The 21804-nt window shown below is 45.4% G+C and carries 28 protein-coding genes; 16 read left to right on the top strand and 12 right to left on the bottom strand.

Translation table 11 applies throughout. The annotated features are described in order from the left end of the window. Nucleotides 1-43: 43 nt before the first annotated feature. Genes ACY2IG_RS07990 through ACY2IG_RS07980 form a run of 3 tightly spaced genes read right to left on the bottom strand, consistent with a single transcriptional unit; the run spans nt 44 to nt 2558 of the window. The gene (locus ACY2IG_RS07990) at nt 44-730 is read right to left on the bottom strand and encodes a polysaccharide deacetylase family protein (protein WP_375091693.1); all 687 of its coding nucleotides are present in this window, start codon (nt 728-730) and stop codon (nt 44-46) included. Nucleotides 731-746: 16 nt separating this feature from the next. Beyond that, nucleotides 747-1874, bottom strand: coding sequence for an MGDG synthase family glycosyltransferase (locus ACY2IG_RS07985; protein WP_462618689.1), 1128 nt, complete (start codon nt 1872-1874; stop codon nt 747-749). Between the two features lie 54 nt (nt 1875-1928). Beyond that, a complete protein-coding gene (locus ACY2IG_RS07980) occupies nt 1929-2558 on the bottom strand; it encodes a DedA family protein (RefSeq protein ID WP_290757852.1) in 630 nt (209 codons plus the stop codon). A gap of 214 nt (nt 2559-2772) precedes the next feature. Here ACY2IG_RS07980 and ACY2IG_RS07975 point away from each other — a divergent pair, with 214 nt between their 5' ends. From ACY2IG_RS07975 to ACY2IG_RS07960, 4 genes are all read left to right on the top strand, one after another. Then, complete coding sequence (locus tag ACY2IG_RS07975; RefSeq protein ID WP_290787055.1) at nt 2773-3315, top strand: GNAT family N-acetyltransferase; 543 nt, start codon at nt 2773-2775, stop codon at nt 3313-3315. A 25-nt stretch (nt 3316-3340) separates the two neighbouring features. Beyond that, on the top strand, nt 3341-4144 hold the full coding sequence (locus tag ACY2IG_RS07970) for a hypothetical protein (RefSeq protein WP_462618688.1): 804 nt from the start codon (nt 3341-3343) through the stop codon (nt 4142-4144). After that, on the top strand, nt 4110-4505 hold the full coding sequence (locus tag ACY2IG_RS07965; RefSeq protein ID WP_462618687.1) for a hypothetical protein: 396 nt from the start codon (nt 4110-4112) through the stop codon (nt 4503-4505). The genes ACY2IG_RS07970 and ACY2IG_RS07965 overlap by 35 nt, the downstream gene beginning before the upstream one ends. 91 nt (nt 4506-4596) lie before the next feature. Beyond that, entirely contained in the window at nt 4597-4878 is a 282-nt protein-coding gene (locus ACY2IG_RS07960; RefSeq protein WP_035408189.1) for a hypothetical protein, read from the top strand. 57 nt (nt 4879-4935) lie between these two features. Here the strand turns inward: ACY2IG_RS07960 and ACY2IG_RS07955 are convergent, their stop codons facing one another. Together ACY2IG_RS07955 and ACY2IG_RS07950 are read right to left on the bottom strand one after the other, a co-directional pair. After that, nucleotides 4936-5118, bottom strand: a complete 183-nt coding sequence (locus ACY2IG_RS07955; RefSeq protein ID WP_462618686.1) for a hypothetical protein — start codon at nt 5116-5118, stop codon at nt 4936-4938. A 128-nt stretch (nt 5119-5246) separates the two neighbouring features. Beyond that, nucleotides 5247-5882: an NAD(P)-dependent oxidoreductase gene (locus ACY2IG_RS07950; protein ID WP_462618685.1), complete on the bottom strand. Its 636-nt coding sequence runs from the start codon at nt 5880-5882 to the stop codon at nt 5247-5249. A 164-nt stretch (nt 5883-6046) separates the two neighbouring features. Between ACY2IG_RS07950 and ACY2IG_RS07945 the strand changes: the two genes are divergently transcribed. Continuing rightward, nucleotides 6047-6484 carry an Rrf2 family transcriptional regulator gene (locus ACY2IG_RS07945; protein ID WP_308101467.1) on the top strand — a complete coding sequence of 146 codons (438 nt, stop codon included), beginning with the start codon at nt 6047-6049 and terminating at the stop codon, nt 6482-6484. Nucleotides 6485-6495: 11 nt separating this feature from the next. On the opposite strand, the gene ACY2IG_RS07940 is transcribed toward ACY2IG_RS07945, so the two are convergent. The 3 genes from ACY2IG_RS07940 to arr form a co-directional block, all read right to left on the bottom strand. Further along, nucleotides 6496-6672, bottom strand: coding sequence for a hypothetical protein (locus ACY2IG_RS07940; RefSeq protein ID WP_155960154.1), 177 nt, complete (start codon nt 6670-6672; stop codon nt 6496-6498). 106 nt (nt 6673-6778) lie between these two features. Then, nucleotides 6779-7294, bottom strand: coding sequence for a hypothetical protein (locus ACY2IG_RS07935; RefSeq protein WP_308101466.1), 516 nt, complete (start codon nt 7292-7294; stop codon nt 6779-6781). An 18-nt stretch (nt 7295-7312) separates the two neighbouring features. Next, nucleotides 7313-7714: an NAD(+)--rifampin ADP-ribosyltransferase gene (gene arr / locus ACY2IG_RS07930; protein WP_308101465.1), complete on the bottom strand. Its 402-nt coding sequence runs from the start codon at nt 7712-7714 to the stop codon at nt 7313-7315. A 472-nt stretch (nt 7715-8186) separates the two neighbouring features. Between arr and ACY2IG_RS07925 the strand changes: the two genes are divergently transcribed. The 4 genes from ACY2IG_RS07925 to ACY2IG_RS07910 all read left to right on the top strand — a co-directional run bounded on the left by ACY2IG_RS07925 (nt 8187) and on the right by ACY2IG_RS07910 (nt 10572). After that, on the top strand, nt 8187-8678 hold the full coding sequence (locus ACY2IG_RS07925) for a YndM family protein (protein ID WP_462618684.1): 492 nt from the start codon (nt 8187-8189) through the stop codon (nt 8676-8678). Between the two features lie 351 nt (nt 8679-9029). Continuing rightward, a complete protein-coding gene (locus ACY2IG_RS07920; protein ID WP_308101463.1) occupies nt 9030-9569 on the top strand; it encodes a hypothetical protein in 540 nt (179 codons plus the stop codon). Nucleotides 9570-9710: 141 nt separating this feature from the next. Beyond that, nucleotides 9711-10130 carry a MarR family winged helix-turn-helix transcriptional regulator gene (locus ACY2IG_RS07915; RefSeq protein ID WP_308101462.1) on the top strand — a complete coding sequence of 140 codons (420 nt, stop codon included), beginning with the start codon at nt 9711-9713 and terminating at the stop codon, nt 10128-10130. Between the two features lie 19 nt (nt 10131-10149). Continuing rightward, on the top strand, nt 10150-10572 hold the full coding sequence (locus ACY2IG_RS07910) for a MarR family winged helix-turn-helix transcriptional regulator (protein ID WP_035408199.1): 423 nt from the start codon (nt 10150-10152) through the stop codon (nt 10570-10572). A gap of 107 nt (nt 10573-10679) precedes the next feature. Here ACY2IG_RS07910 and ACY2IG_RS07905 read toward each other — a convergent pair whose 3' ends face one another. Beyond that, on the bottom strand, nt 10680-11183 hold the full coding sequence (locus ACY2IG_RS07905) for a hypothetical protein (protein WP_462618683.1): 504 nt from the start codon (nt 11181-11183) through the stop codon (nt 10680-10682). Between the two features lie 669 nt (nt 11184-11852). On the opposite strand from ACY2IG_RS07905, the gene ACY2IG_RS07900 reads away from it, so the two are divergent. The 3 genes from ACY2IG_RS07900 (at nt 11853) to ACY2IG_RS07890 (ending at nt 14152) form a co-directional block, all read left to right on the top strand. Further along, entirely contained in the window at nt 11853-12236 is a 384-nt protein-coding gene (locus ACY2IG_RS07900; protein WP_462618682.1) for a hypothetical protein, read from the top strand. Nucleotides 12237-12391: 155 nt separating this feature from the next. Beyond that, on the top strand, nt 12392-13477 hold the full coding sequence (locus ACY2IG_RS07895; protein WP_462618681.1) for a GGDEF domain-containing protein: 1086 nt from the start codon (nt 12392-12394) through the stop codon (nt 13475-13477). A gap of 63 nt (nt 13478-13540) precedes the next feature. Then, nucleotides 13541-14152 carry a YdeI/OmpD-associated family protein gene (locus ACY2IG_RS07890; RefSeq protein WP_462618680.1) on the top strand — a complete coding sequence of 204 codons (612 nt, stop codon included), beginning with the start codon at nt 13541-13543 and terminating at the stop codon, nt 14150-14152. On the opposite strand, the gene ACY2IG_RS07885 is transcribed toward ACY2IG_RS07890, so the two are convergent. After that, the gene (locus ACY2IG_RS07885; protein WP_462618679.1) at nt 14141-15031 is read right to left on the bottom strand and encodes an ABC transporter ATP-binding protein; all 891 of its coding nucleotides are present in this window, start codon (nt 15029-15031) and stop codon (nt 14141-14143) included. The genes ACY2IG_RS07890 and ACY2IG_RS07885 overlap by 12 nt on opposite strands. 1 nt (nt 15032) lies before the next feature. Further along, nucleotides 15033-15716 (bottom strand): ABC transporter permease, encoded by a 684-nt coding sequence (locus ACY2IG_RS07880; RefSeq protein ID WP_462618678.1) that lies wholly within the window; start codon nt 15714-15716, stop codon nt 15033-15035. 242 nt (nt 15717-15958) lie between these two features. On the opposite strand from ACY2IG_RS07880, the gene ACY2IG_RS07875 reads away from it, so the two are divergent. The 4 genes from ACY2IG_RS07875 to ACY2IG_RS07860 all read left to right on the top strand — a co-directional run bounded on the left by ACY2IG_RS07875 (nt 15959) and on the right by ACY2IG_RS07860 (nt 18411). Then, nucleotides 15959-16819 carry an alpha/beta fold hydrolase gene (locus ACY2IG_RS07875; protein WP_462618677.1) on the top strand — a complete coding sequence of 287 codons (861 nt, stop codon included), beginning with the start codon at nt 15959-15961 and terminating at the stop codon, nt 16817-16819. Between the two features lie 43 nt (nt 16820-16862). After that, a complete protein-coding gene (locus ACY2IG_RS07870; protein WP_329470875.1) occupies nt 16863-17249 on the top strand; it encodes a hypothetical protein in 387 nt (128 codons plus the stop codon). Nucleotides 17250-17412: 163 nt separating this feature from the next. Further along, on the top strand, nt 17413-18075 hold the full coding sequence (locus tag ACY2IG_RS07865; RefSeq protein WP_462618676.1) for a type 1 glutamine amidotransferase domain-containing protein: 663 nt from the start codon (nt 17413-17415) through the stop codon (nt 18073-18075). A 54-nt stretch (nt 18076-18129) separates the two neighbouring features. Continuing rightward, entirely contained in the window at nt 18130-18411 is a 282-nt protein-coding gene (locus ACY2IG_RS07860; protein ID WP_329470871.1) for a putative quinol monooxygenase, read from the top strand. Nucleotides 18412-18476: 65 nt separating this feature from the next. On the opposite strand, the gene ACY2IG_RS07855 is transcribed toward ACY2IG_RS07860, so the two are convergent. Beyond that, nucleotides 18477-21701 (bottom strand): ABC transporter permease, encoded by a 3225-nt coding sequence (locus tag ACY2IG_RS07855; RefSeq protein WP_462618675.1) that lies wholly within the window; start codon nt 21699-21701, stop codon nt 18477-18479. Between the last annotated feature and the right edge of the window lie 103 nt (nt 21702-21804).

Genomic DNA, 21804 nt, shown 5'->3' with positions numbered 1-21804 from the left:
ATGCAAAAGAGGAGCTATCCGGCACCGGATAGCTCCTCTTTTTTTACGTTTGATCAATGCGACGAAACTGTAAGCCGCGTGCTTTCCAGTTCGGCAAGAGTTCACGAAGCGCTTCAATCGTCTGCACAGGTGCTTGTGGGTCCGCGCCGAACGTATCCCCGTTATCGTGGAGCAAGATGATATCTCCTTCTGACACATTCGATAGTAGCCTCTTGATTTTTACTGTCCCGCCTTCTACCTTCCAGTCTTCCGCCATCTTCGACCAGAGAATCATCTTGTAAGCGGTTGGACAGAGGACATCTCCGGCATTGAGTGCACCCCACGGTGGACGATAGACCGTCGGACGTTCACCGGTGATCCGTTCAATGATCATAGCCGTCCGCTCGATTCCTGCCCGGACCGTCGACGGTCGCATCGACCAGTTCGGTCGATGGACGTAATTGTGGATACCGAGTTGATGCCCTTCGTCGTGTATCCGGCGAATGAGGTCCGGATGTGCTTCTGCTTTATGACCAACGACAAAAAACGTCGCCTGAATGCCTTCTTGTTTTAAGAGATCGAGCAGTTCTGTCGTATAGACGGGATCTGGACCATCATCGAACGTTAAGGCGACGTATCGTGAGTTCAGTGATTTTGTCACGCGCCATCCAAAGACGCGTGACGCCACGTACGGGACGACCGTATAGGCGAGTGTCGCGAGAATTCCTGCTGTGATAAGACGTGAACGCATAGAAACTAACTCCCTTTTATTCATTTACTTTTCGGCGACGGTCTTGCAGGCAACCCGCAATCCGTTCCGCGAAGAACCGCTGATCGGCCATGACGCGATCATTTTGATACTGCGTGACTGCTTGTTGCCAAGCATGCATGACGTCTGGGTTCTCAAGCGTCCGACGGATGACGTCCGCGAGTGTATCCGTTTGATGAAATGCGAACGCAAGTCCTTTCTCCATCAAATACGTACGATTGATCTCTTCTTGTCCCGGTAGGACGTGTTGAATGAACAACGGTACACGTTTTTCGAATGCTTCACTGACCGTCACGCCACCCGGTTTCGTAACAATCGCATCCATTCGTTCATACAGCTGATTCATCTCATCCCGTGAATCGATATAGGTGAGCGGATGGATATGTGGATGACGTCGCGAAGCTAGTCGTTTATACAATGTTTGGTTCTTCCCACATAAGACATGGAAATCTGCTTCTGGACACTGTTCGATCTGCGTCAGTAAGGTCTCGAGTTGACCTAGTCCACCGTTTCCGCCTGCGACAAGAATTTGTTTGCGTGACTGCGTCGAGCGAAAAATGGAACCGCCAGCAATTGCTGGATGGACGGGGATACCCGTCACGAACAAGCGCTCAATGGGTACAGCATGATGCTCGTGCAATTCTTGCCTTGCCTCACGATTCGGCAACAGATGATACTCGATATGCGTCTTTCCCCAGACGCGGCTGACGAATAAATCGGTATAGGCATTGATGACCGGTACGTCACAAAGGTTTCGTTCTTTTAATTGATTCAAGAGATAGGAGGGAAACGCATGTGTACAGATGATGACGTCCGGTTGTTCCGTCCGGATGATCCGTAACATCTGTTGTTGGAAATAATGCGACGTCCACCCTGTCGACCGGGCATTGCTCGAACGTCCGGCAATATGCTGATGATAAAAACGGCTATAGCCGTTTGAGAAGTGTCGGATCCAGTTCAGGTAAAACTTCGATGTCACCCATTCCGCAAACGGGCTGATCGTACTGAGCAATTCTACTTCCTTGACTTCAACCCCTGGACCTTGCAGTCGTTCGGCGATCGCTTCGGCAACCAGATGATGACCGGATCGCATCCTTAAAAAAGGAAAGATCACTATTTTTTGCATCGTTTGTCCACTCCTTCAAACTGTTCCGACGTTCCTTCAACAAAAAAGTAACGTTTAGTCTTCTTTTCCCGCTTCGTTTTTCCCTGAAACGACGCGTTTCTCCAGTCGCTTCCGCTTGAGCCATTTCACGAGCACTCCGAGCAGGAACAATACGAGTAAGGCAAGTCCGAAATACGGTACGACTTCCGGCTTGATATGAAATGTCTTTCCTGCAAAGTGACCGAGTAAGACAAAAGGTACGACCCACAGCGCGGAACCGATTGCTGACACAAAGAAGTACCGACCGAAAGAAATCCGCTTCATGCCTGCAAAATATGGATTGATCTGTCGCACCCCCGGAATATAAAGACCGCCGATGATCGTTCGATTGATTCGTTCCATGTAGCCGTTTGACACCCGCTCCCAGCGTTCCTTCGTCAATCCGATGAATCGACCGTATCGTAGGACAGTCGGTCCGAAGAAGCGCCCCGCTCCATATGCCGTCAGCATACCGACAAACGTCCCAGCATACGCGGTCAAGATTGAATAGATTAAACGTTCTTCGTTTTGACCACTTAAGATGCCGATCAGGACGAGTAAGGATTCTTCCGGTGCTGGAATCCCGACGATGCCAAAAAATAAAAAAATGAAAATAACGCCGTATCCATAGGCATCGAGATACTGATTGACCGTATCCATGTTCATGTTGTCACGTCCTCTACTGCTGTCTTTCTGTACTGTTTCAACGTCTTCTGACTATGTATTCGTTCCTGTTGAAGCAATTCCTTTTTTAGAAAAATTAAAACCTGGTTCATTCGAAAATTGACCTGTTCTCGCATCTCTCCTCGTGACAATGCTCAGTCTGTAGGAGATGATGAATAGAGTGAAGTAGATCTCTATAGACAGAAGGAGGATGACAATGAAAGAGACTGAAAAGCTGACGATTCAACCGCTATCGTTCGAGAGCATTCCATTCGTCAATCATGCCAACGATTCATTCCCGATCATCGGACGCATCGTTCCGCAGTTTTCTGGTACCGCATGGTCTTATACGGAAGAACTCTATGAAACCGCTACTGAAACCCGTTTTCCTGACGATCGACTCGATTGGGCGACGTATATCGAAAACGAGAATCGAATCGTCCTCCTCGCCTTTTCCGGCACTTCTTGTGTCGGACAGATTCGTCTTGTTCGTGACTGGAACCGTTTCGCCTACATCGAAAACATCGCGGTCAAACAAGCGTTTCGTAAACTAGGCGTCGGACACCAATTGCTTGTCGCTGCGTCAAAATGGGCACAGCAACGTGAGTTGAGTGGTCTGTCACTCGAAGCACAGGACGATAACTTGATTGCTTGCCGTTTTTACGAACGAGAAGGTTTCGTGCTCGGCGGTGTCGATAGTTTAAAACAATTCGCCAATCCACATATTGACCTGACATTGTATTGGTATAAACTATTTTGAACGTCAGTCGGAAAAGGCTTATCTCATGTTATCTATCGTAAAGAACAGTTTCATTTCCGCGATATTGTTCGCTTTCTTGTATGCACTCATTGCTGGGTTTGAAATGGGTGACCCAGCAATATACGGCACTTCCTTCACCGACTTCTTTATGATTGGTCTATTGTTTGCCGGTCCCGCCATTCTGATCGGTGCACTCTTAACAGAAGGGCTTCCGCGCCTGTTATTTCGTTCGGATATTTCATTCGTAAAACGGGTCATCCTCAATCAAATCGTCGCGTTATTCGCAAGCATCGTCCTCTATCTGCTCATGCAACCAAATTCGTTTTCGCTCGTTCTCATCTTATTCTGTTCTGGTGTAGCGTTGATTTATTACATCGTCTCCGAGTCGGCGCGAAAGTATCCGTCATTCCTCCCCTATCTGTTCGGGTGGCTCGGTCGGACCGTCTTCAGCTTCTTTTTATTTCTTAACTTGTTTGGCTCGATGACGATGATGGTTCCGTGTTTGTCTCACGCGGTGCAGCTCGTCAATGAACAGTTAGATGCTGTCATGCTATTATTCTTCAGCGGTACCGTGATTGCTGACGCTCTGTTAGCTGTCCGCTTCACGAAACGTTCGCTACCGTGGATGACGCATCTCCTCGTTCATCAAGGTACGGTCTTCGTGTTTGCCGGTGCGTTCATCTTGTTCAGTTCACTTCCCGCGCTATTTTTCATCGGAAACGTAGTCGCTACCTTTTTATATGTAATGATCACCCGTCTATTCATCCTCATGAAGACTGGAAAGGAGGAGTACCATGATCCGTCTGTCATTTCGACTTCTGATGAGTAATTGGATTTTTCTGATGGTTTATCAACACCTTCCGTCATCACCACGTCTCAAGCCCGATCCGGACATCGGCTATTATCCAGGTGTCTTCGAGACCTTGCTGTCGTTTGTGATCGTCATCACGGTCGGTGGCATCCTGACCGACGCGATTCGTTACTTCCGATTTCGCTCACGTCCACTACCTTGGATAACACACCTCCTCCTGAATCAAGGCATCGCCTTATTACTCGGTGGCGTACTGTTACTTGTATTCAAAGGTTTGTTTCAACCGATCTATTTTCAGGCAATCGCGAGTAGCGCCGCTTTCCTCTACTTTTTGATGACGCGTTTGACATTGTTATACAAGAAAGATTCAGCTGTTTGAAATCAGCCACTTTCTTACATTTTTGTTAGGTAAAACAAGAAGACCTACGCTTTATACTAAATGTATCGTTTAGTAAAAGGAGACATGCCACATGTTTCGTCAAAAATCGCTTCTGTATTTACTCATTTTTCTGTCCTTTGGTTTAGCTTTCGATACGATCACAGGATCGTCTCACCTTCCGTTTTTCGAACCCCTTCATCTTTTGATGACTTCTCTTGCGTTGACGATCACGACCGCCTGTTTAACTTTGTTCTTTCTGCTTTACTACGGTCTTCGTCCGCATCTCGAATTACTGATCGTCCTTCCCTTTTTGATTTTGACGAGCGGCATCACGTTCTTCTTCGTCTTCTTGAGCGCAATGACTGTCATTTAACGTCACCAAAAAGCCCGTCTTCTTTAAGAAGACGGGCTTTGATCGGTCATATGTAGATCACGGTTTGGCATGAAGCTCTAGCAACGGATCGGTGTCACTCGGCCAATTGATTTGTCCTGCGTAATGATCCTCAATCGTCGCGACTGGTTCGGAACGTTCGAACCGAGACGGTTGCGTCGACGTCGTACAGACGATCAAGACAGCTAACAGACTGATGATACTAAAATATCGTTGCATCATGATGTATGCTCCTTTTGTCGTTTCTCTTCTCATTTTAAGCAAACTGCGCTGATTCGCCATCCGTCCTCCGCTGTATCTCTCACTCCACCCATCAAAAAAGACCGACTAGATACGTCGGTCTGACAACGTCATCCTTGTTCACCAACGACGGAAAACCGTTCGTTGAGGTGTTGTCCTTTTTCAAGCTCATCCACTACAGCAATAGCGTAATCCGCGTAACTGATGTAGCTCTCCCCTTTTGCATTTAGAATCATCTGCTCACCGCCGACCGAATACGTTCCTGTTCGTTGACCGCTCGGATCAAAGAATCCAGCGGGGCTGAGATACGTCCACGTCACGTCTTGCTGTCCTTGTAGTTCGATCAGATTTTTCCCCATGTTCGAGGCTGTCGGATAATACGCTTCCGGGAAATCCGGTGTTTCCATGACGCGTGTCGAATGACTCTCGTCAACGAATAGGCTTCCTGCTCCACCGACGACGAATAGGCGCGTCTTACTACCTGCTAACAGATTGATCAAGTGACGCCCGACTTCGATATGTTTCGTCTCCTCACCGGGTGCTGCGTTAAACGCATTGACGATTGCGTCAAACTCGTTCAAGTCGTCTTTCGTCAGAGCGAGGACATCGCGCTCGAGAATCGTGACGTTAGCCGTCACTTTTGCCGCATTACGGACGATTGCTGTGACGTCATGACCGCGCTCGATTGCTTCTTGTAGAATCAATTGCCCTGCTTTTCCTGTTGCACCGATAACTCCAATGTTCATGATGATTCCTCCTTTTGATATGTAACTACTTCGATTACATGTAACCAATATAGTTACAATTGAAGTGTTTGTCAACATTATTGTCTCTATTCCCCGTTTCTTGCCAAATGAACAATACGACGTATAATGAGAGAACACTGTTTTTAAGAAGGAGGGGTCATCCGTTGGCCATCAGTACACGTTTTTCAGTCGGCATCCACATTCTCTCGTTGATTGCGACCGACGAGAAAATGACATCCGACTTGATTGCCGGCAGCGTCAATACGAATCCGGTTGTCATCCGTAAAATCATGAGCATGCTCAAAAAAGCCGATTTGATTGAAGTTCGTCCGGGTGTTGCCGGTGCACGGCTCGCCCGTCCATTGTCTAGCATCACGCTGCTTGACGTTTATCACGCTGTCGCTGTCGTACCGGACAAGGAATTGTTCGGCGTCCATGCAGCACCGAATCTAGACTGCCCGGTCGGACGAAACATCCAATCGACGGTCACGCCAATCTTCGAGCTTGCGCAATCCGCCCTTGAGAAAGTGCTGGCTCATGTCACGCTTGATGATATCGTCAATGAAATCGAACAAAAAGAAGCATCGTCCTCGAAAGGATGATGCTTCTTACTTTAGAAAAACCATTGGTATAGCAAATATCCTCCACCAAGGATTACGACGACTGCAAGCATCTCAAGTCCGCGCATTCCGTCGTTTTGTCCACGAGGTACGGCACTACCAAGACCTTGATCAACACCATCGCGTAGATGATCGAGTGTTTGTTTCTTTTCTTGTTTGTAGCGAGACAATCGAATAACCCCCTTTTTACATATTGTACCATTCCATACTCACTTTGTAGTGCATTATGCCAAAAAGAATACGCGGTATTGCTTATCTTAAATTTAATTAGTTTCATTATTCATTTCGAAGCAATTTCATGCACCCGATCTTTTCAACGATCAGAACATCTTGCTCAAAACGTTTGATTGAACGTTTCGATGCTTGGTCCGCTAATAAATTCGGGTGACCAAAGCATACATTCAATATCGAATTGAGTTTCTCTGTGTCACCACCGATGAAATAGTGGGACATATACGCCTTGTCTTCTGAGGCAATGATGACGAATGTCGCCATATCAAGCACTACTTCGAAATCTTCTGCTGTCAGGAGCTTGTCTTTCGCAGATGCTTTCTGAAAGTCATACGAATCGATGGAGGAAATCCTACCTTGCAACAGATCAAGAATTGATTTCAGGTAGACACAATACACTCCAAAGATCGTTTCAACAGGTGGAACGAATGGATCTTCCATGATCGTGATCAATCGCTCGTCCTCTTGATTCAGACGGATGGCATGCAAGTGATTGACTAATATTTGATCAATGACGTTCACGTTCGTCGGTTGAATCGATTTGAAATCATGTACAGGCAAGTCTTCTCCTCCGTTCTTTTAGTCGATGATCGTATCCTTCCCTTCTGCGCGTAGCCGCCGCAGGGATGCTTTCATCGCTTCTATTTCTTCGTCCGTATGCCGTTCCCACGTTCCGAGTTCAGCGATGATTTTTACAGGTTCAGTCGAGCGATACGACCGGGTCGGATTGCCGGGAAAACGCTTGTTCGTCAAGTTCGGATCATCTTCATACGCTCCGAGCGGCTCGACGAGATAGATGTGTTCCGGATCGTCTGATCGAGCGAGTTCTGCTCCCCACTTCGCTGCATCGAGTGTTGCCGTGAAATAGACGTGCTGGAGCGGTTGTTCTCGAAAATTCGATGTATGTCCCGGCTTTAATTCGTCACCGATTTGAAGAGTCACTTTCGTACCGTGAAAAAATGGTCCTTCGACTGTATTCATGTACTCGCCTCCTGATGGATTGATGTACTTAGTATAGTAAGGAAATAGGAGAAGGAATAGTCTATTTCACATGATAAGTTCTCGGTATACTTAATCTGAGGGACGAATAATTTTTCGATTAAACTTGTTTTTTCAAACAAACTAAATAAATAATTATTCAATACAAAGGACATTCGAGTGCGATGATTAATCGACCTCGATTTTTTTTATTATTTTAACCACAATTTTTTTTGATAGTAACTCTAATATCATAGTTACGCATATCCATATGATTTTTCTAAAATTAGTCTTTAGATAACGGGAGACCTTTTTACTATAATTTTTGCAATTACTGAATGAATATTTTTAAAAAGGGTAATTGTTAAATAACATGTATTTTTTATATATTTTTAGTTAAATAAAGCTGCAACGGATTAACTTACTAAGGTACGGGTAAGTAGCTATAGTACACAAAAATAAAGGAGGAAATAAAATGAATCATCTTAAAGCGTTGATCATGAAATTTTTAATGATTGCAGTCGTTCTTCTCCTTATCTTAACCGTCATCTATGATGTTGAAATCGAAAAGACTCTTTTGATTAGCCTGGCGCTGACATTAATCGCTTACGTATTAGGTGATTTAATGATCTTTAGAAGAGCGGGTGATGGAGCATCTAACAAACAAAGTGCCACTCGTGACTCTAAAAATTATGTAAGCAATAAACATGCACATGCTCGTGATCCCCATGAAGACCATAAAAAAAGAAATATGATGGCTACTATTGCAGATATTCTCCTTTCATTCTTTGTCATTTGGGTAATGGGTGAATCTATGATTAAAAATCCAGGAGAAGATATCATTCAAGCTGCTCTTATCTCTGCATTAATCATTGGAGTCGGAGAATGGTTTTTCCATAAGTATTTGGATAAGAACGTATTCCCTGAAAAAGATGGTCATGCTGTAACAAACAACTCACACCATTAATTGCCCCAAATAAATTCAATAATGAGTGGATTCCAAACCCTTGATCCTGGTGTAAACTAGGATCAGGGGTTTCTCTTTATTCAATCCTTTTTTTGATTGACCTTTTCTCATTTACTATATTAAATTCTTTTTGAGAAAAAATTATATTTTTCTTCCTTCAAAATCTAAACATGCACTAATTTTATATGTTAAAATATAGTGGTTTCATATTTTAATCCTGAAATGATAGTGTTCCCTTTCTAGAAAATATACCTTAAAGGTTGGATTATACAATTAAACGATTATAATGAATAAAAGAATATAGTAAATTGATGGCAGTTAACGAACAAATAGGGAGGTCATCCGTACTACGTGAAATTATTTAAATCATCAACGAAAAATAATGAGGTCATGTGGATTCCAGAAGCCGAGTGGCAAACCGTTTGTAAGCAAGAAGGATTGACAGTGCCGAATCATCCACAAGAACAAATCGTTGGGCTTGCATATAATAATCAACGCCAGATTGTTGAGGTCACTCGAAACTTACGTCTCCCTTCACTAAGCTATTACGTCACGATTCTTGAACCACCGAATAGTCGATCGCTTGTCTCGAAACGATCCTATTTGACCGTACTTTATGAAGGTACGAAACAGACGGAAAATACAGAATATGGTACGTTTTCTTTAATTGAAATCAATGTCAGAGAAGAAGGTCTTGGCGAACGCGGTTTGTTGCTCGAGGCCTTGATTCAAGACATTATGAAAAAATTTAAGTCTTTTGTCATTCGTGGCGACTATGCGACGATCACCTTACAAGGACGCGTCTCTGAGATGTGCTTTACGAAATATGGATTCCAATTGAAGGATTCGTATCTCACGTTATCAAGCGGTATACTTCCTGATCGGATTTGATTCGATCAGGATTTTTTTATAGGTATATCGAAATAATGGAAAGTGATGGTTTTTCGCTCAAACTAGTAGCACGAGATATTTTTAATATGGTATGGTGAAACTAGTTCAACAGCAGTACATTCTATATTTAAGAGGTTCTCCATGACAACAACTACAGAGACATATCCAATGGCATGCTGGCATACAATTGCGACCTATCATAATCAACAAATCAAGCGCGTCAACGCTTTCTTAAAACACTGGGATCTCTCCCATACGAATCTGGAAGTATTACGTTGCTTACACACTACCTCATGCACGAGTCAGAAGGAAATCGCCGAACGGATCCAAGTGACCGAGGGCACGATTTCACACGGAATCAAACGACTGTTCGACCGGCAATTAATCACGCGTCAACGGAAATGGAAGACGAACTATCTTCTGCTGACGGAAAAAGGAACAGCCATCCTACAAGAAGTGGTGCCCGCCTACGAACGTTTTCAACAAGAACAATTCGCCGCTTTGACGGCTCGACAACAAGAAGAATTGATCCGTTTCTTCGATAAGCTCAACCCTGCGTGACGAAAGAGGAGGAAAAAATATGACCTTCACATTCGAATCCTCGATGCAGCACTGGAACGCCATTCAGCGACTCCATGGCCGTTATTCGAAAGAAGTCAACGATGTGTTGAAACCAAAAGGACTCTCGAAGTCCCAATTCGATTTATTGATGACCTTGTATCACCAAGAAAGTGCGACGCAAAAATCACTTGAACGAACGCTTGAACTCTCAAGTGGCGCCATTTCACAAACGGTCAAGAAATTACTTGCTGAACATCTCGTCATCCGGAAACGGATCAATCGAGAAAAGCGGGTTTTGTTGACAGAACAGGGAACGAAGTTGATCCAAACGTCCGCTCCTGAAATCGAGGAAATCGATGATCGTTATTTCCGCGCCTTTACATCAAAGGACCACGAAACGTTTGATCAATTGCTGCATAAGATGCAGAGCGATCATTTTTAAATGCTTCTAGTTGCTAAAACTTTTCAAGTCCTTCTCTCTTCTGCACAGTACAGGAGACAGAAGGACTCTTTTTGTTGTTCATTGGTAACATCATGTCGCGCGATTTTTTAATCTGACTCAGATATTTGCCATTCCTCTCGAGTCCACCATGCGATCAAGCTCGCTATTAATAAGATGCTTGCCCAGTAAATCAAGAAGGTATTGCCGTTAAAGTATTGACTGTTCATATAGGGCGAAGGCATCGACGTAATACTCGTTAAATAGTCCCCATCAATCGTTCCACGATCTGCAATGACTTGTTGTTTGACCAACACTTGATACTGGCTGAACTGTTCGATTTGATAAAGGATGCCACACACAAGATAGATTGTCGTGCTGGTGGATAGACCAATCAAGGATAAAAAACGTAACTGCGCTTCTCTTATCCATTTCAACATCAGAACGATCCCAATCGGAAAAAGTAACAGAAGTAACAGAAGCGGAAGAAACCCTAGATTCCCATTGCCACTAATTTGTTGTGGATATATTTGCGTCGAGCGACCCAAGGATACAAGAAGTCCACTAAAGATGCTCAATGCTACTATCAATCGGTCTACCTTCACGATTCTCATCCAATCGTTCCCTCCTTTAAAAAATGTTCGTGATCAATATGATTACACTCATTATACAAAAAGGAGATATTCAAAATTTCCTTTTTCAGGAATCAAGGAAATGTGTTATCCGATTTTGATTATTTTTCAGATTGCTTTGAATTTTACTCGATTCTACTGCTACCATCGAATCTCGTGTTTATATTTATACTCCTGTATAATCGTTGCGCGTCCCTAGTTGTCCAATCTGATATTTCATTAAATATAAAACGCGCTGTTTCGTATCTTCTCCTAACCTTCTGGACAACAATCAGGAAATCAATTCGGTATTCCATCATGTCCTTAAATGACTTTTTGCATACAATCAGTATAGTTTCTGTATCGTCTCATCCGCCGAACACCTTCACTTTCCGGATTGCACGTATAAACATGACTCTCAAAATGACGAAAATCTGATCAAACACTCGATTTGAATCAATAATGCTTGCGGGATTCCGCTTGCATCGATCTCTCCCGCATAAATCGAAACCGGGACGTAAACGAGCGAAGCAAACGGTCAGTGCAGACTAATCGAATGTTGTATACCAGAAAAATCCAAGATTCTTCCATCTCTTTTGAAACTCTTTTTAAAATTTTTCTCGATATTCTGACGCCGTCGCGTAATAATAGATGAAAAGGAGTGGTCTGACCATGCTATTACGTCATATGACACATCGGCATCATATGAAATCCATCGTGTCACGCGGAGGATTATCGCCGGCATTTCAAGTCGATGCACCAAAAGGCTGGATCGCGTTTGAAGTCGATCCTCCAAGCGAAGCGTACCAAATGCACTTTCATCAATTAAAGAGTGAGTGGCAAGATGGAGATATCGTCACCCTCGAATTCGACGGGGAGAGAATGCAAGCAGCAGGTTTTGAAATTCTGCACTCGAATGAAGATTTCCGCATTCAAGATGCAGAGAGATTAGGGGTATCCATCAAGGAAATTGGCTCGTTTGCATTCATTCATAATTTCGTCTCACTTGATTATCTAATCGAGTCTTCACGCGAGAAAATCTCAGAGTATTATTGATTTAGAAGAGAACCTGTTATCTTTTTTTAAAGATAAGGTAATTACGATACTTTAATACACCTTTAGGGTATCGTTGGTTGTATAGAATAAATATTTACTAAATAAATCATTTTATTGTAATTATCTTTCAGAAATCATTCGAGAGGAACACGAACATGTGGAATACATTGAATCATCTCATCCTCAACGTCGCTCTAACCTTTTTCTTCGTGCTCATCTCTCTATTCTTTTTTAAGCGGTTTCAATTCCGAAATACGCTCGACAGTTGGCTGAAAAAAAATCTGTTAGTGCTAATTCTTGCAACCGGTGCCGGCTACTGGGTCATTCACAATGCCATCACCTATGAGGGATTTCGTTTCGATTTGTCGATTACTTTAATCGTCATCGCCTTCATCTATGGAGGCATCAGTAGCGGCTTCATTACGACGCTCGTCTTCGCTTCCCTTCAAACGTTTATTTTTCATTCCAATCATCCATTCTGGCTTGTCGGTACGTATCTAATCGTCAGCATCGTTGTCTTATACTTACAAAATGAAGCACCGGATCGCTTTATCTCGTTTCCGATCATTTTTTCAATCGCACTCATTCTTTGTTTACCATTCGTTCAACATGTTCGTCCGAATGACGTGACGGCGATGACGGTATTTCTCGTCGGAAACGGCTGTGCCGGTCTCCTGCTACACAGTATTCTGCATCAAGTCCGCTGGCACTTCCATCAAGTCCGGATGCATCGGCGTCTCGCCTTGACGGATATGTTGACGGGACTTGATAATCGGCGCCATTTAGAAGAGACAGTCCAACGATATAAATCACAACAGATGAACTTTTCAATTATGATCATCGATGTCGATCATTTCAAACAGGTCAATGATACATACGGTCATGACCGAGGGGATCATATCTTACGACAAATCAGTGCCTTGCTTACGTCCTATTGTCCCCCTTCTTGTGTGCTCGGGCGATTCGGCGGTGAAGAATTCATGATGCTGTTACCGGAATATTCATTGCCTGAGACGCGTCGAATCGCGGAACAAATTTGTGAAGCCAGTGCCACGCGAACGTATGAGTTATCAGCGACGGAACCGCTACAAGTGACGTTATCGATTGGTGTGTCTCGCCAAACCCATCAACCGTCTGAGATCTACAATTTTCTGCAGACAATCCAGCAGGCAGACGCCGCCCTCTATCAAGCGAAAAAGAGTGGTCGGAATTGTGTCTTTCATCATGACCCGTTGCGTTAAAGAAAAAAGTGCCCCCTCGCGTGACGTGAAGGGGGCACTGCTATCTGAAATGGAGGAACGAACGTGGAAATCACGAATGTCTTACGCTTTACCGATCGCGATGGCTTTCGACAGTGGCTGACGAAACACGCAGATCACGCGGCCTTCTGTTGGGTGATTCTCAGTCGAAAACAAATCGGGGACGGGTTACTTTATCTCGATGCCGTCGAAGAGGCACTTTGCTTCGGCTGGATTGATGGCATTGCAAAGAAGACCGAAGACGGTGAACTGGCGCAACGGTTCACTCCGCGACGAAAGAACAGCAACTGGACCGAACTGAACAAGGAACGGGTCCGCCGCTTGGAACGTCTCGGCTTGATGCAACCGTCCGGACGACAGGTTCTACCAGACATGCGTGCTGATGCGTTCGTCATTGATGACGCCATCCAAGCGCGCCTACAAGAAGACCCGGTCGTCTATGAACAGTTTAATGACTTCCCGGAGCTCTATCGACGGATTCGGATTGATACGATTCAAAGTGTACGTAAGGATCCCGCTCTCTATGAAAAACGTCTGCAGACGTTGATTGAAAAAACGAAACTAAATCAGATGTACGGTCAGTGGAATGACGGGGGTCGTCTTTTACTCGAAGATGTTCCGGAGACGGAATCAGAGGCTAGTCGGTCAGACCGCTAAGAAAATCTCTTCTAACGATTGACGTTCGATCTGCACCTCGTAGACTTTGACGTCTTGTTCCGCAAGCATGACGAGTAACTCTGGAATATCCTCTTCCGTCGATAAATCAAGCCGTGTACAATCATCAGCTTGCGACAAAAGCCGAGCGTATGCTGGCAGATGCGATGGCGCTAATCGCGGAACAGTCCGAATACGGATTTGAATCTCCTGCCTCATTGCTTCTTGTAAGGACGCAACGGTTCCATAGCGGACGATTCTTCCCTCCGTCATGATGGCGACACGGTCACACATCTTTTCGATCTCATTCAAGTTATGCGAGGTTAAGAAAATCGTTTTTCCGTCCGCTTTTAATGCAAGCAACAATCGCTGGATCTCGATCGCCGATTCTGGATCAAGACCGGACGTCGGTTCATCTAAAAAGAGTAATTCCGGATTTCCGGTGAGCGCTTGTGCGATACTGATCTTTTTCTTCATCCCGAACGAGAAGCTCCCGATTTTTTGTCGCTCCGTCCCGCTTAATCCGACTTGTTCAAGCAATCTTCTAACTTCTTGCTTCGTGATGCGAACTCCTGATAATCCTGCCATGTAGTTAAGAAACGCACGTGCCGTCATATCATGATACAGATTTGATGTATCCGGCATGACCCCGATCCGTTGTTTGATGGCATCCAGTCGATCAGCGGGTTCACCGAGAAGTGCGACAGTTCCGCCTGTCGCTTGTGTGATTCCGGTCATAATCTGAATGAACGTCGATTTCCCAGCACCATTACGACCTAAAAAACCAAAGATTTCTCCTCGTTCGACCGTCAAATTCACTTCTCGTAAGACTTCCTTCGCACCGAACGATTTCTTCAACCCTTTTACTTCAATCGCATTCATATTATAGATCCTTTCGTTTTAACGTCAGGTAGGCGACCATCAAAAATACCCCACTCCATAAAACAGGTAACAGTAATAACGTTCCAGACATGATGACAGCGTGGTATGGCAAGATGTATTGAAACGGTACCAGATACCATTTTTCTGAGAACGCTGACCAAAGACCGATGATCGGTACGACGATCCCGAGAAAAATACCGAGGAACATCGTCAAACCAGGTTTTGTAATCATCGTAGATAAAAAGATGTTGAAACTCGTGATATATAGGATGACGATCAGAATCGTCAGATAATCGATCCAGAACCATTGCTGCGCGTAGAGCGAGACAATGAGGAAATTGATCGTAAGCGTCGCACACCAAAACAACAATGATCCGAGAAACTTCTCCAAAACGATTCGCAGACGCGACGTCTTCGTGACCAGTAAACGAATCGTCCGCGTCTCGATTTCACGATTGATGATGTCGTGTGATAACGCAGCCACGAATAGAAAACCGAAGAACAGGATGAAGAACTTAATGCTTGAAGTATAAGCAGATGGTTGATTAACGCCAGCAAGCAGTTCCGGATGTCTCGTCAAATACGATGCTGTGAAGACAGACGTGATCGTCAGAAAAAGAATCAATAGAATCGCTTTGACGCTTTTGAAACTGCTCGTGAATTCTTGTTTTACGATTGGAAACATAACGGACTCCTTCGGACATTTTTTTGATTAACGCAAGCGTTCTTTTACTATCGTGACAAAGACACCGAGTCCATATAAGGTAACGGCTGTTAAGAGCATCGTGATGATGGTTTCCATGTGAATTCTCCTTTATGTAAATGACGTGTCATCTTACTCTACGCTACTCCTTAAAGAAAGTTTCCTTATTTTTCAATTCCCAACATTCTCCTCATGGTACAGTAAAAGAAAAAAGGAGACGGCAAATGAAACGTTATACGATCACCTGTCAGCAACAATCCGTCTACATTACGGAATGGGGAAACGAACAGCTTCCGACGATCGTCTGCTTCCATGGACTCGGCAGTACAAGTCTCAGCTTCATCGAAATCGCCGAAGCGCTCGCGGAAGAATTCCGTCTGATTGCGATTGATTTACCCGGTCACGGCAAAACACCAGCTTTCTCAGATCCCCTACACTACCGCATGAAACCCTTCACGGACTGGATCGACGAAGTCTTACACATCCTTGATATCAAGCGGTTCTATGCCTTGTCGCACTCGTGGGGCAGTGTTCTCTCGCTTTATTATTTGATTGAACATGCGGACCGTGTGCTTGGCACGATCCTGATTGACGGCGGCTATCACAGTAAACGGCTCTACGGTCGTTCTGTAGAGGAAGAAGTCGCCTTTTATGAACAAGATTTCGAGGATTCCGTTTCGACATGGGAGGAATTTTTGGACATTGCCGTTTATGCCCCAAACGCCCGTCGCTCCCCGTCTCTTGATCAAGCCGGAGCCGACCTCCTTCGGATGGAGGAAGGACGATTCCACTGGCATGCCCGAGGAGAGACGGCTGCTGCGATCGTACGTGCGCTGCACCACGAGGATGTTCTTGATTTTCTACCGGACGTTCCACCAGCGGACATTCAGTTGTACGTCGCTACGTTACCGACAGATCAAGCATCGATCCGTCAGCAGGCGACGAACCTATTACATGAGATAACACAAGCGACGGTCCATCTCGTTCCGGAGACAGGACATCTATTACACTGGGATCGTCCCGATGTCATCGTTAAGGCGATTCGTCATCATTGGTTGCCCGGAAAAAGATTGTATTCCATTTAGAAATTGGTTTATTATGGAATTAAAGTAAAAAGGAGGGGTTCGTATGTTAAAACGGTTAACGTTCGTTTGTGTAACCTTATGCGTCGCGATCGTCGCCGTGCTCGTCGCAGCACGCCATTCAACAGGCAATACCATCTCGTTTAAGGAGCCGTTATCGCTCTATATTGCGATTGGACTAATTGTCGTCTTATTCCTACCACCATTCATCCTATCGTTTTTCGAAAACCCTGTACTGAAGATCGTCAATGTCATTTATCAATCCTTGATCGTCTTCAGTTTCGTCGGACTGATTCCAGTCGGTTTCTTAATTCCAGACGGCTCATCAACGCTTATTGTAGCGGTCCTCGGAACAGTCGCGAGTCTTACCAGTGTCATCGTGACAGTGCGAAGTCACTCGATTTTAGCTAACTATTCTTCTGACGTACGTTAATCTATCTTTCAAACTGCTTCCGCCATCATGGTAGGAAGCAGCTTTTATTTTTATGTATAAATTTATTTATCGATAAGCTCATTTTTATTAATTTGTTTTTCGTTAAAGTTGGGCGTATTCTAATCACGTAGCCAATCGGCAAACGAAAAAGGAGGAACATATCATGAGTAAACACATCTTAATGGTCGTCACAAACGCAAAAGAAATGAAGGAAGGTCACGCGACAGGACTTTGGTTGTCTGAGTTCGCGGAAGCATACATCGAATTCAAGAACGCAGGATATACCGTAACGGTCGCAAGTCCGAACGGCGGTGAATCACCAATCGACGCTCGGAGCCTGGAAGACGAAGTCCCAGCTGAGATTCAAGCAACAGCTCCACTCTTGAAAGAGACACTTGATTTAAAATCAATCCAAGACTTCTCGGCATTCGATGCGATCTTCATGCCAGGCGGACACGGTACGATGTTCGACTTGCCACAAAGTAATGCTTTGAACAACGCCCTTCGTACATTGTTTGAAGCGAACAAGACAGTCGCTGCAGTGTGCCACGGACCAGCTGGACTCGTTAGTGCGACACTCTCAGACGGAACACCGCTCGTCGCAGGAAAAACGATCGCAACGTTCACGGATGAAGAAGAACGCGCGACAGGACTTGACGTCTACATGCCATTCTTGCTCGAGACGCGTCTTCGTGAACTTGGCGCAAACATCATCACGGCTGACAACTTCACAGAGAACGTCCAAGTCGACGGAAACCTCGTCACAGGTCAAAATCCACAGTCCACGATCGCTGTTGCGAAAGCTGTCATCACCACACTCAACTAATCAATTCAAGAGATCCTTTGGATGAAGGATCTCTTTTCATAGGAGGTTCTATCGATGATTCAACTGATCGCCCGGATCGAAGCGCGTCCGAATCAAGGCGAACAGCTCGCTTCCATCATCGAAGGTGTGATCGCCCCTTCGCGTGCCGAGGCAGGGTGCCTGACCTATCAGGCACACCACGCTATCGATGATCCGAACGTCTTCTACTTTTACGAACAATGGCGTGATCAAGACGCTTTCGATCAGCATGTCGCCTCACCGCACTATCATACGTATCGTGCGGACATCGCCCATCTCGTCGCTGATCGAAACGTGGCGTTCTTACGTGACATCTGAATGAAAAAAACCCAAGATTATCCCCTCACTTGAGGACAATCTTGGGATTTTTCCGTTTACCCTACTTACTTTATTTTCATTTCAAAGGCGTAGGTCTGTGCTGTCCATTCACCATTTAAGAATAAGACGGCTTTTTTTGCTGCTTTTGGAACATGATAGATCAAGTCAACGCGGGACTTATATGGCGGCAAATACTTCGACTGCTCAATCCAGGCTTTTGGATTTCGATTAATGACGTCGATTGGATCATGTGTTCCCGATTGATCGTTCGTCAATGTGAAGAACTGTGGTTCATACGTATAGAAACTGCCTACCACCATCTCGTCTGAATCCTGCATCTCAATCCGTATCATGATTGCTTTTTGTCCAGCAGGTGACTTAAGATTCGTCAACGTCCGCGCTTCCTTCACTTCCAGATCGTTGTACCGTTTGACGTTCGTATCTCCCGGATACGTCCGGAAGCTTGCCTTTTGTAAGACGGCTTCGAGTGTTTCATTGCTCTCCTTGACCGACTTTTTCTTAGGCAAGACGCGCTCCTTTTGTGACTGTTGATCGTGAAGTTTCGCCCCTGTCGTCTGGATCACTTTCGTCGGTTTGGTGACAGGTTTAGCCGGAGCAGGTGGTATCTTCGCAACCACGAAGAAGCCGAGGATCAAGATGCTTGCGACTAAACCACCTCCAATCGTTCCAAGGGCAATCTTGAACCGTTTTTCTGTTGCTTTACTGTTGACGACGGTCTGGTTAATGGCAGCACTCGGTGTAATGCGGACAGCTCGTGCTGCCGGTAGGAGCGCACCGACGACACCCGTTGCGAGTGGAATCATTAATGTCAGGCAAAGAAAGCCGATGTCTGCTGTCGGGAACGTATGATACGTCTGCCAAATCAAGACAAGTGCAACGGCGAGACCAATCATTCCAGCTAATAATCCCGTCAAACCGCCTTCAATCAGAACGAGTAATCGAATCCGGCGATCATGCCACCCCGTGACCTTCAAGACGGCGAGCTGACTTTTCCGTTCATTGACGTTTTGCCAGAGGATTTCCGTTGTCGTCAAAATCGCTATCAGCAAAGCCACACCCATTGCGATGTAATGCATCGTGCCGACCTCAAGGGCGACAAACTCACCGAGCCATGTCGCATACAGAACGCCTTTGAGACGGAACGTGACGAACAGGAAGAACATGAACAGACTCGTCGGTAAAGCGATCGCGATGATCGATAAAACGGTCCGTTGCCAATAGGTCAGTAATTGATTGAGACTCATGCCAAGTACACCTGTCGAACGGACGAACCGTCGTCCACTTGTCGCCTCTCCGGCTCGCATCGTCTCATACGGTCGAATCCAACGAATCAATGCCATCGGAACGAGCGTACCGCCCCAGTAGATCAAAAGACCAGCAAGACCGATCAAAAGAACGCGTTCAAGACTCGTCCCACCGTTCCCGATTAATGAAAATCCGCCGAGAATCAGCCAGGCAATCAACGTGACGAGTGTTCCGAGTAAGGTCGCCTCGAGCAAGAGTAATGTTGACAGTTGACGCGGTCGCCAACCAAGCGACAGTAAAATCGCGAACTCTTTTTTCCGTGCATAGAGTAAAATGATGTTCGAACTGAAAACATAGACGATGGCGACAGCGATGACACTGGCGATAACACCACCCATTCCGACTTTTGCTTCTTCGAAAATTGAGATGGAAGAGCCAAGCTTGATCCATGGTTGTTGAATCCAACCGAGAGCTTTTTTCCCGTCAAGTCCCGGTAAGTAGGTCAAGGCCAGTTGCGGCGATGATCCAAGTGTGACGTCGGTGATCAGTCCCGTCTTATCTTCGATTTCTCGCGCGACCGCTTGCAGTTTCGCTTCGCTTTGTTCGTTCAACGTCTCGACTCCCTTGACGTGAATTCGGATCGCAGAGATCGCTTTATCTCCCCGGATCGCAAACGCAGCATCGAGTGTCGTCAAGACAGACGGTGGTTTCGTCAGGAAATCGAATGGATCGTCCATCGCTTCGACGTCACGCGGTGGATTGACCGGTCGTTCTTGTGCATCCATGACCCACTGTGCCTTTGCCGGGAAGTATGTCTCCATCGGCAGTTCGGTTAATGGATCTTTGGACAGCTTCAATTTTTTCGCATTAAAAACGCCGATGTAGTTCATGTCTAGTTTGATCCAATCGTCACTTGTCTTCCCGAACGGATTCGGTTTTCGATACATCGCTCGTTTTGCCAGCAGCGACTCTGCTTTGACCCGTTGTGGTTCGACTTGATACGTATACGGCCAGCGGTTCCCGAACGGACTCTTCAGCGGTTGATACCTGACAGGGGACGGCTTTTGACTGACCCAGTCGAACTCACTCGCACCGTTTGGTTCATGATTTCCGTTCAAGATATCCGTGACAAGTTGTTTTCGGATTTGACGGCTTGTAATCGTGTATGTTTTCGGATGATCCGTCTTTAATGTTTTGAGGAACTGTTTTCCCCCTTTTTGTTCAATCATATTGACAGTCGCATTCATCGAATCATCTTGTAGCGTTAGCAGGACATCTTCATAGGTATACGATGTCTTGACGGTCGAATATTCCTGTTCATTCAAGAGAACCGGAATTTGTATGGCACCGTCTCCGCGCTTCGTGATTTTCGTGTTCGGATCAAAATAGCGGCTGTGCGCAGTCGTATGGACCGCATCCTTCAGACCGACGAGTCTCGCTTCTGCTTCCGGATCCACACCGGCAATCATCTCGTATGTACCTTGCTCATACAACGGCACCTTCCCGACGCCTAACGGAGAAAGACCCGTTTTTGTAGCATCTTTTAAAGGCTCCCAACCAGCGCCTAAATAATGATCGGTGATATATTGCTCCGTTTTCAGACCAGTATCTTGTTGACTGTTAATTCGCAACCGATAGATGCCTTGTTTCTTAATCGTATGCGTACCGATGGGTGTTCCGATATACGTTCCACCAATCATTGCGATCGGTGCCGCGACCTCGACGTCGGTCATCTGTTTGATTGTCTCATATTGTTTACGGGTGATACCGCCATCAAGACCACTCATGTAATTCGGCTCGAGCAACTTCAAGTCTTCCGTGACACTTCGACTCCCCACTGGTCGAACAACGATATCGTAGGAAGAGTGCCAGCGCTGTTGCAATGCATCGACGACCGTTCCTTTATTCGCTTGAGAGGTACCGATGAGGTAACTCAGTCCCGTACTGACGATCAGCACACCAACTAGCAACAGGATAAATCGTTCTTTGTTTCGCCACCATGCGTTCCAGATGAACTTCAGCATTTGATGCCTCCTTGAAGGATTTAAAAGAACCACTCTTATTTTGGATAAATTATGTTATATTTACAATTTATCACATTGCAAATTATCGGAATAGTCTTTCTTT

This window comes from Exiguobacterium sp. EF_C8 (assembly GCF_054956715.1).
The sequence above is the reverse complement of the archived record's forward strand: the minus strand, read 5'-3'. Positions and strand labels throughout refer to the sequence as shown.

Bases quoted from the DNA above. Each gene is read 5' to 3' on its own strand.
- ACY2IG_RS07990 (WP_375091693.1), bottom strand. From the start codon at position 730: ATGCGTTCACGTCTTATCACAGCAGGAATTCTCGCGACACTCGCCTAT.
- ACY2IG_RS07985 (WP_462618689.1), bottom strand. From the start codon at position 1,874: ATGCAAAAAATAGTGATCTTTCCTTTTTTAAGGATGCGATCCGGTCAT.
- ACY2IG_RS07980 (WP_290757852.1), bottom strand. From the start codon at position 2,558: ATGAACATGGATACGGTCAATCAGTATCTCGATGCCTATGGATACGGC.
- ACY2IG_RS07975 (WP_290787055.1), top strand. From the start codon at position 2,773: ATGAAAGAGACTGAAAAGCTGACGATTCAACCGCTATCGTTCGAGAGC.
- ACY2IG_RS07970 (WP_462618688.1), top strand. From the start codon at position 3,341: ATGTTATCTATCGTAAAGAACAGTTTCATTTCCGCGATATTGTTCGCT.
- ACY2IG_RS07965 (WP_462618687.1), top strand. From the start codon at position 4,110: ATGATCCGTCTGTCATTTCGACTTCTGATGAGTAATTGGATTTTTCTG.
- ACY2IG_RS07960 (WP_035408189.1), top strand. From the start codon at position 4,597: ATGTTTCGTCAAAAATCGCTTCTGTATTTACTCATTTTTCTGTCCTTT.
- ACY2IG_RS07955 (WP_462618686.1), bottom strand. From the start codon at position 5,118: ATGATGCAACGATATTTTAGTATCATCAGTCTGTTAGCTGTCTTGATC.
- ACY2IG_RS07950 (WP_462618685.1), bottom strand. From the start codon at position 5,882: ATGAACATTGGAGTTATCGGTGCAACAGGAAAAGCAGGGCAATTGATT.
- arr (WP_308101465.1), bottom strand. From the start codon at position 7,714: ATGAATACAGTCGAAGGACCATTTTTTCACGGTACGAAAGTGACTCTT.
- ACY2IG_RS07925 (WP_462618684.1), top strand. From the start codon at position 8,187: ATGAATCATCTTAAAGCGTTGATCATGAAATTTTTAATGATTGCAGTC.
- ACY2IG_RS07915 (WP_308101462.1), top strand. From the start codon at position 9,711: ATGACAACAACTACAGAGACATATCCAATGGCATGCTGGCATACAATT.
- ACY2IG_RS07910 (WP_035408199.1), top strand. From the start codon at position 10,150: ATGACCTTCACATTCGAATCCTCGATGCAGCACTGGAACGCCATTCAG.
- ACY2IG_RS07905 (WP_462618683.1), bottom strand. From the start codon at position 11,183: ATGAGAATCGTGAAGGTAGACCGATTGATAGTAGCATTGAGCATCTTT.
- ACY2IG_RS07900 (WP_462618682.1), top strand. From the start codon at position 11,853: ATGCTATTACGTCATATGACACATCGGCATCATATGAAATCCATCGTG.
- ACY2IG_RS07895 (WP_462618681.1), top strand. From the start codon at position 12,392: ATGTGGAATACATTGAATCATCTCATCCTCAACGTCGCTCTAACCTTT.
- ACY2IG_RS07885 (WP_462618679.1), bottom strand. From the start codon at position 15,031: ATGAATGCGATTGAAGTAAAAGGGTTGAAGAAATCGTTCGGTGCGAAG.
- ACY2IG_RS07880 (WP_462618678.1), bottom strand. From the start codon at position 15,716: ATGTTTCCAATCGTAAAACAAGAATTCACGAGCAGTTTCAAAAGCGTC.
- ACY2IG_RS07875 (WP_462618677.1), top strand. From the start codon at position 15,959: ATGAAACGTTATACGATCACCTGTCAGCAACAATCCGTCTACATTACG.
- ACY2IG_RS07870 (WP_329470875.1), top strand. From the start codon at position 16,863: ATGTTAAAACGGTTAACGTTCGTTTGTGTAACCTTATGCGTCGCGATC.
- ACY2IG_RS07865 (WP_462618676.1), top strand. From the start codon at position 17,413: ATGAGTAAACACATCTTAATGGTCGTCACAAACGCAAAAGAAATGAAG.
- ACY2IG_RS07860 (WP_329470871.1), top strand. From the start codon at position 18,130: ATGATTCAACTGATCGCCCGGATCGAAGCGCGTCCGAATCAAGGCGAA.
- ACY2IG_RS07855 (WP_462618675.1), bottom strand. From the start codon at position 21,701: ATGCTGAAGTTCATCTGGAACGCATGGTGGCGAAACAAAGAACGATTT.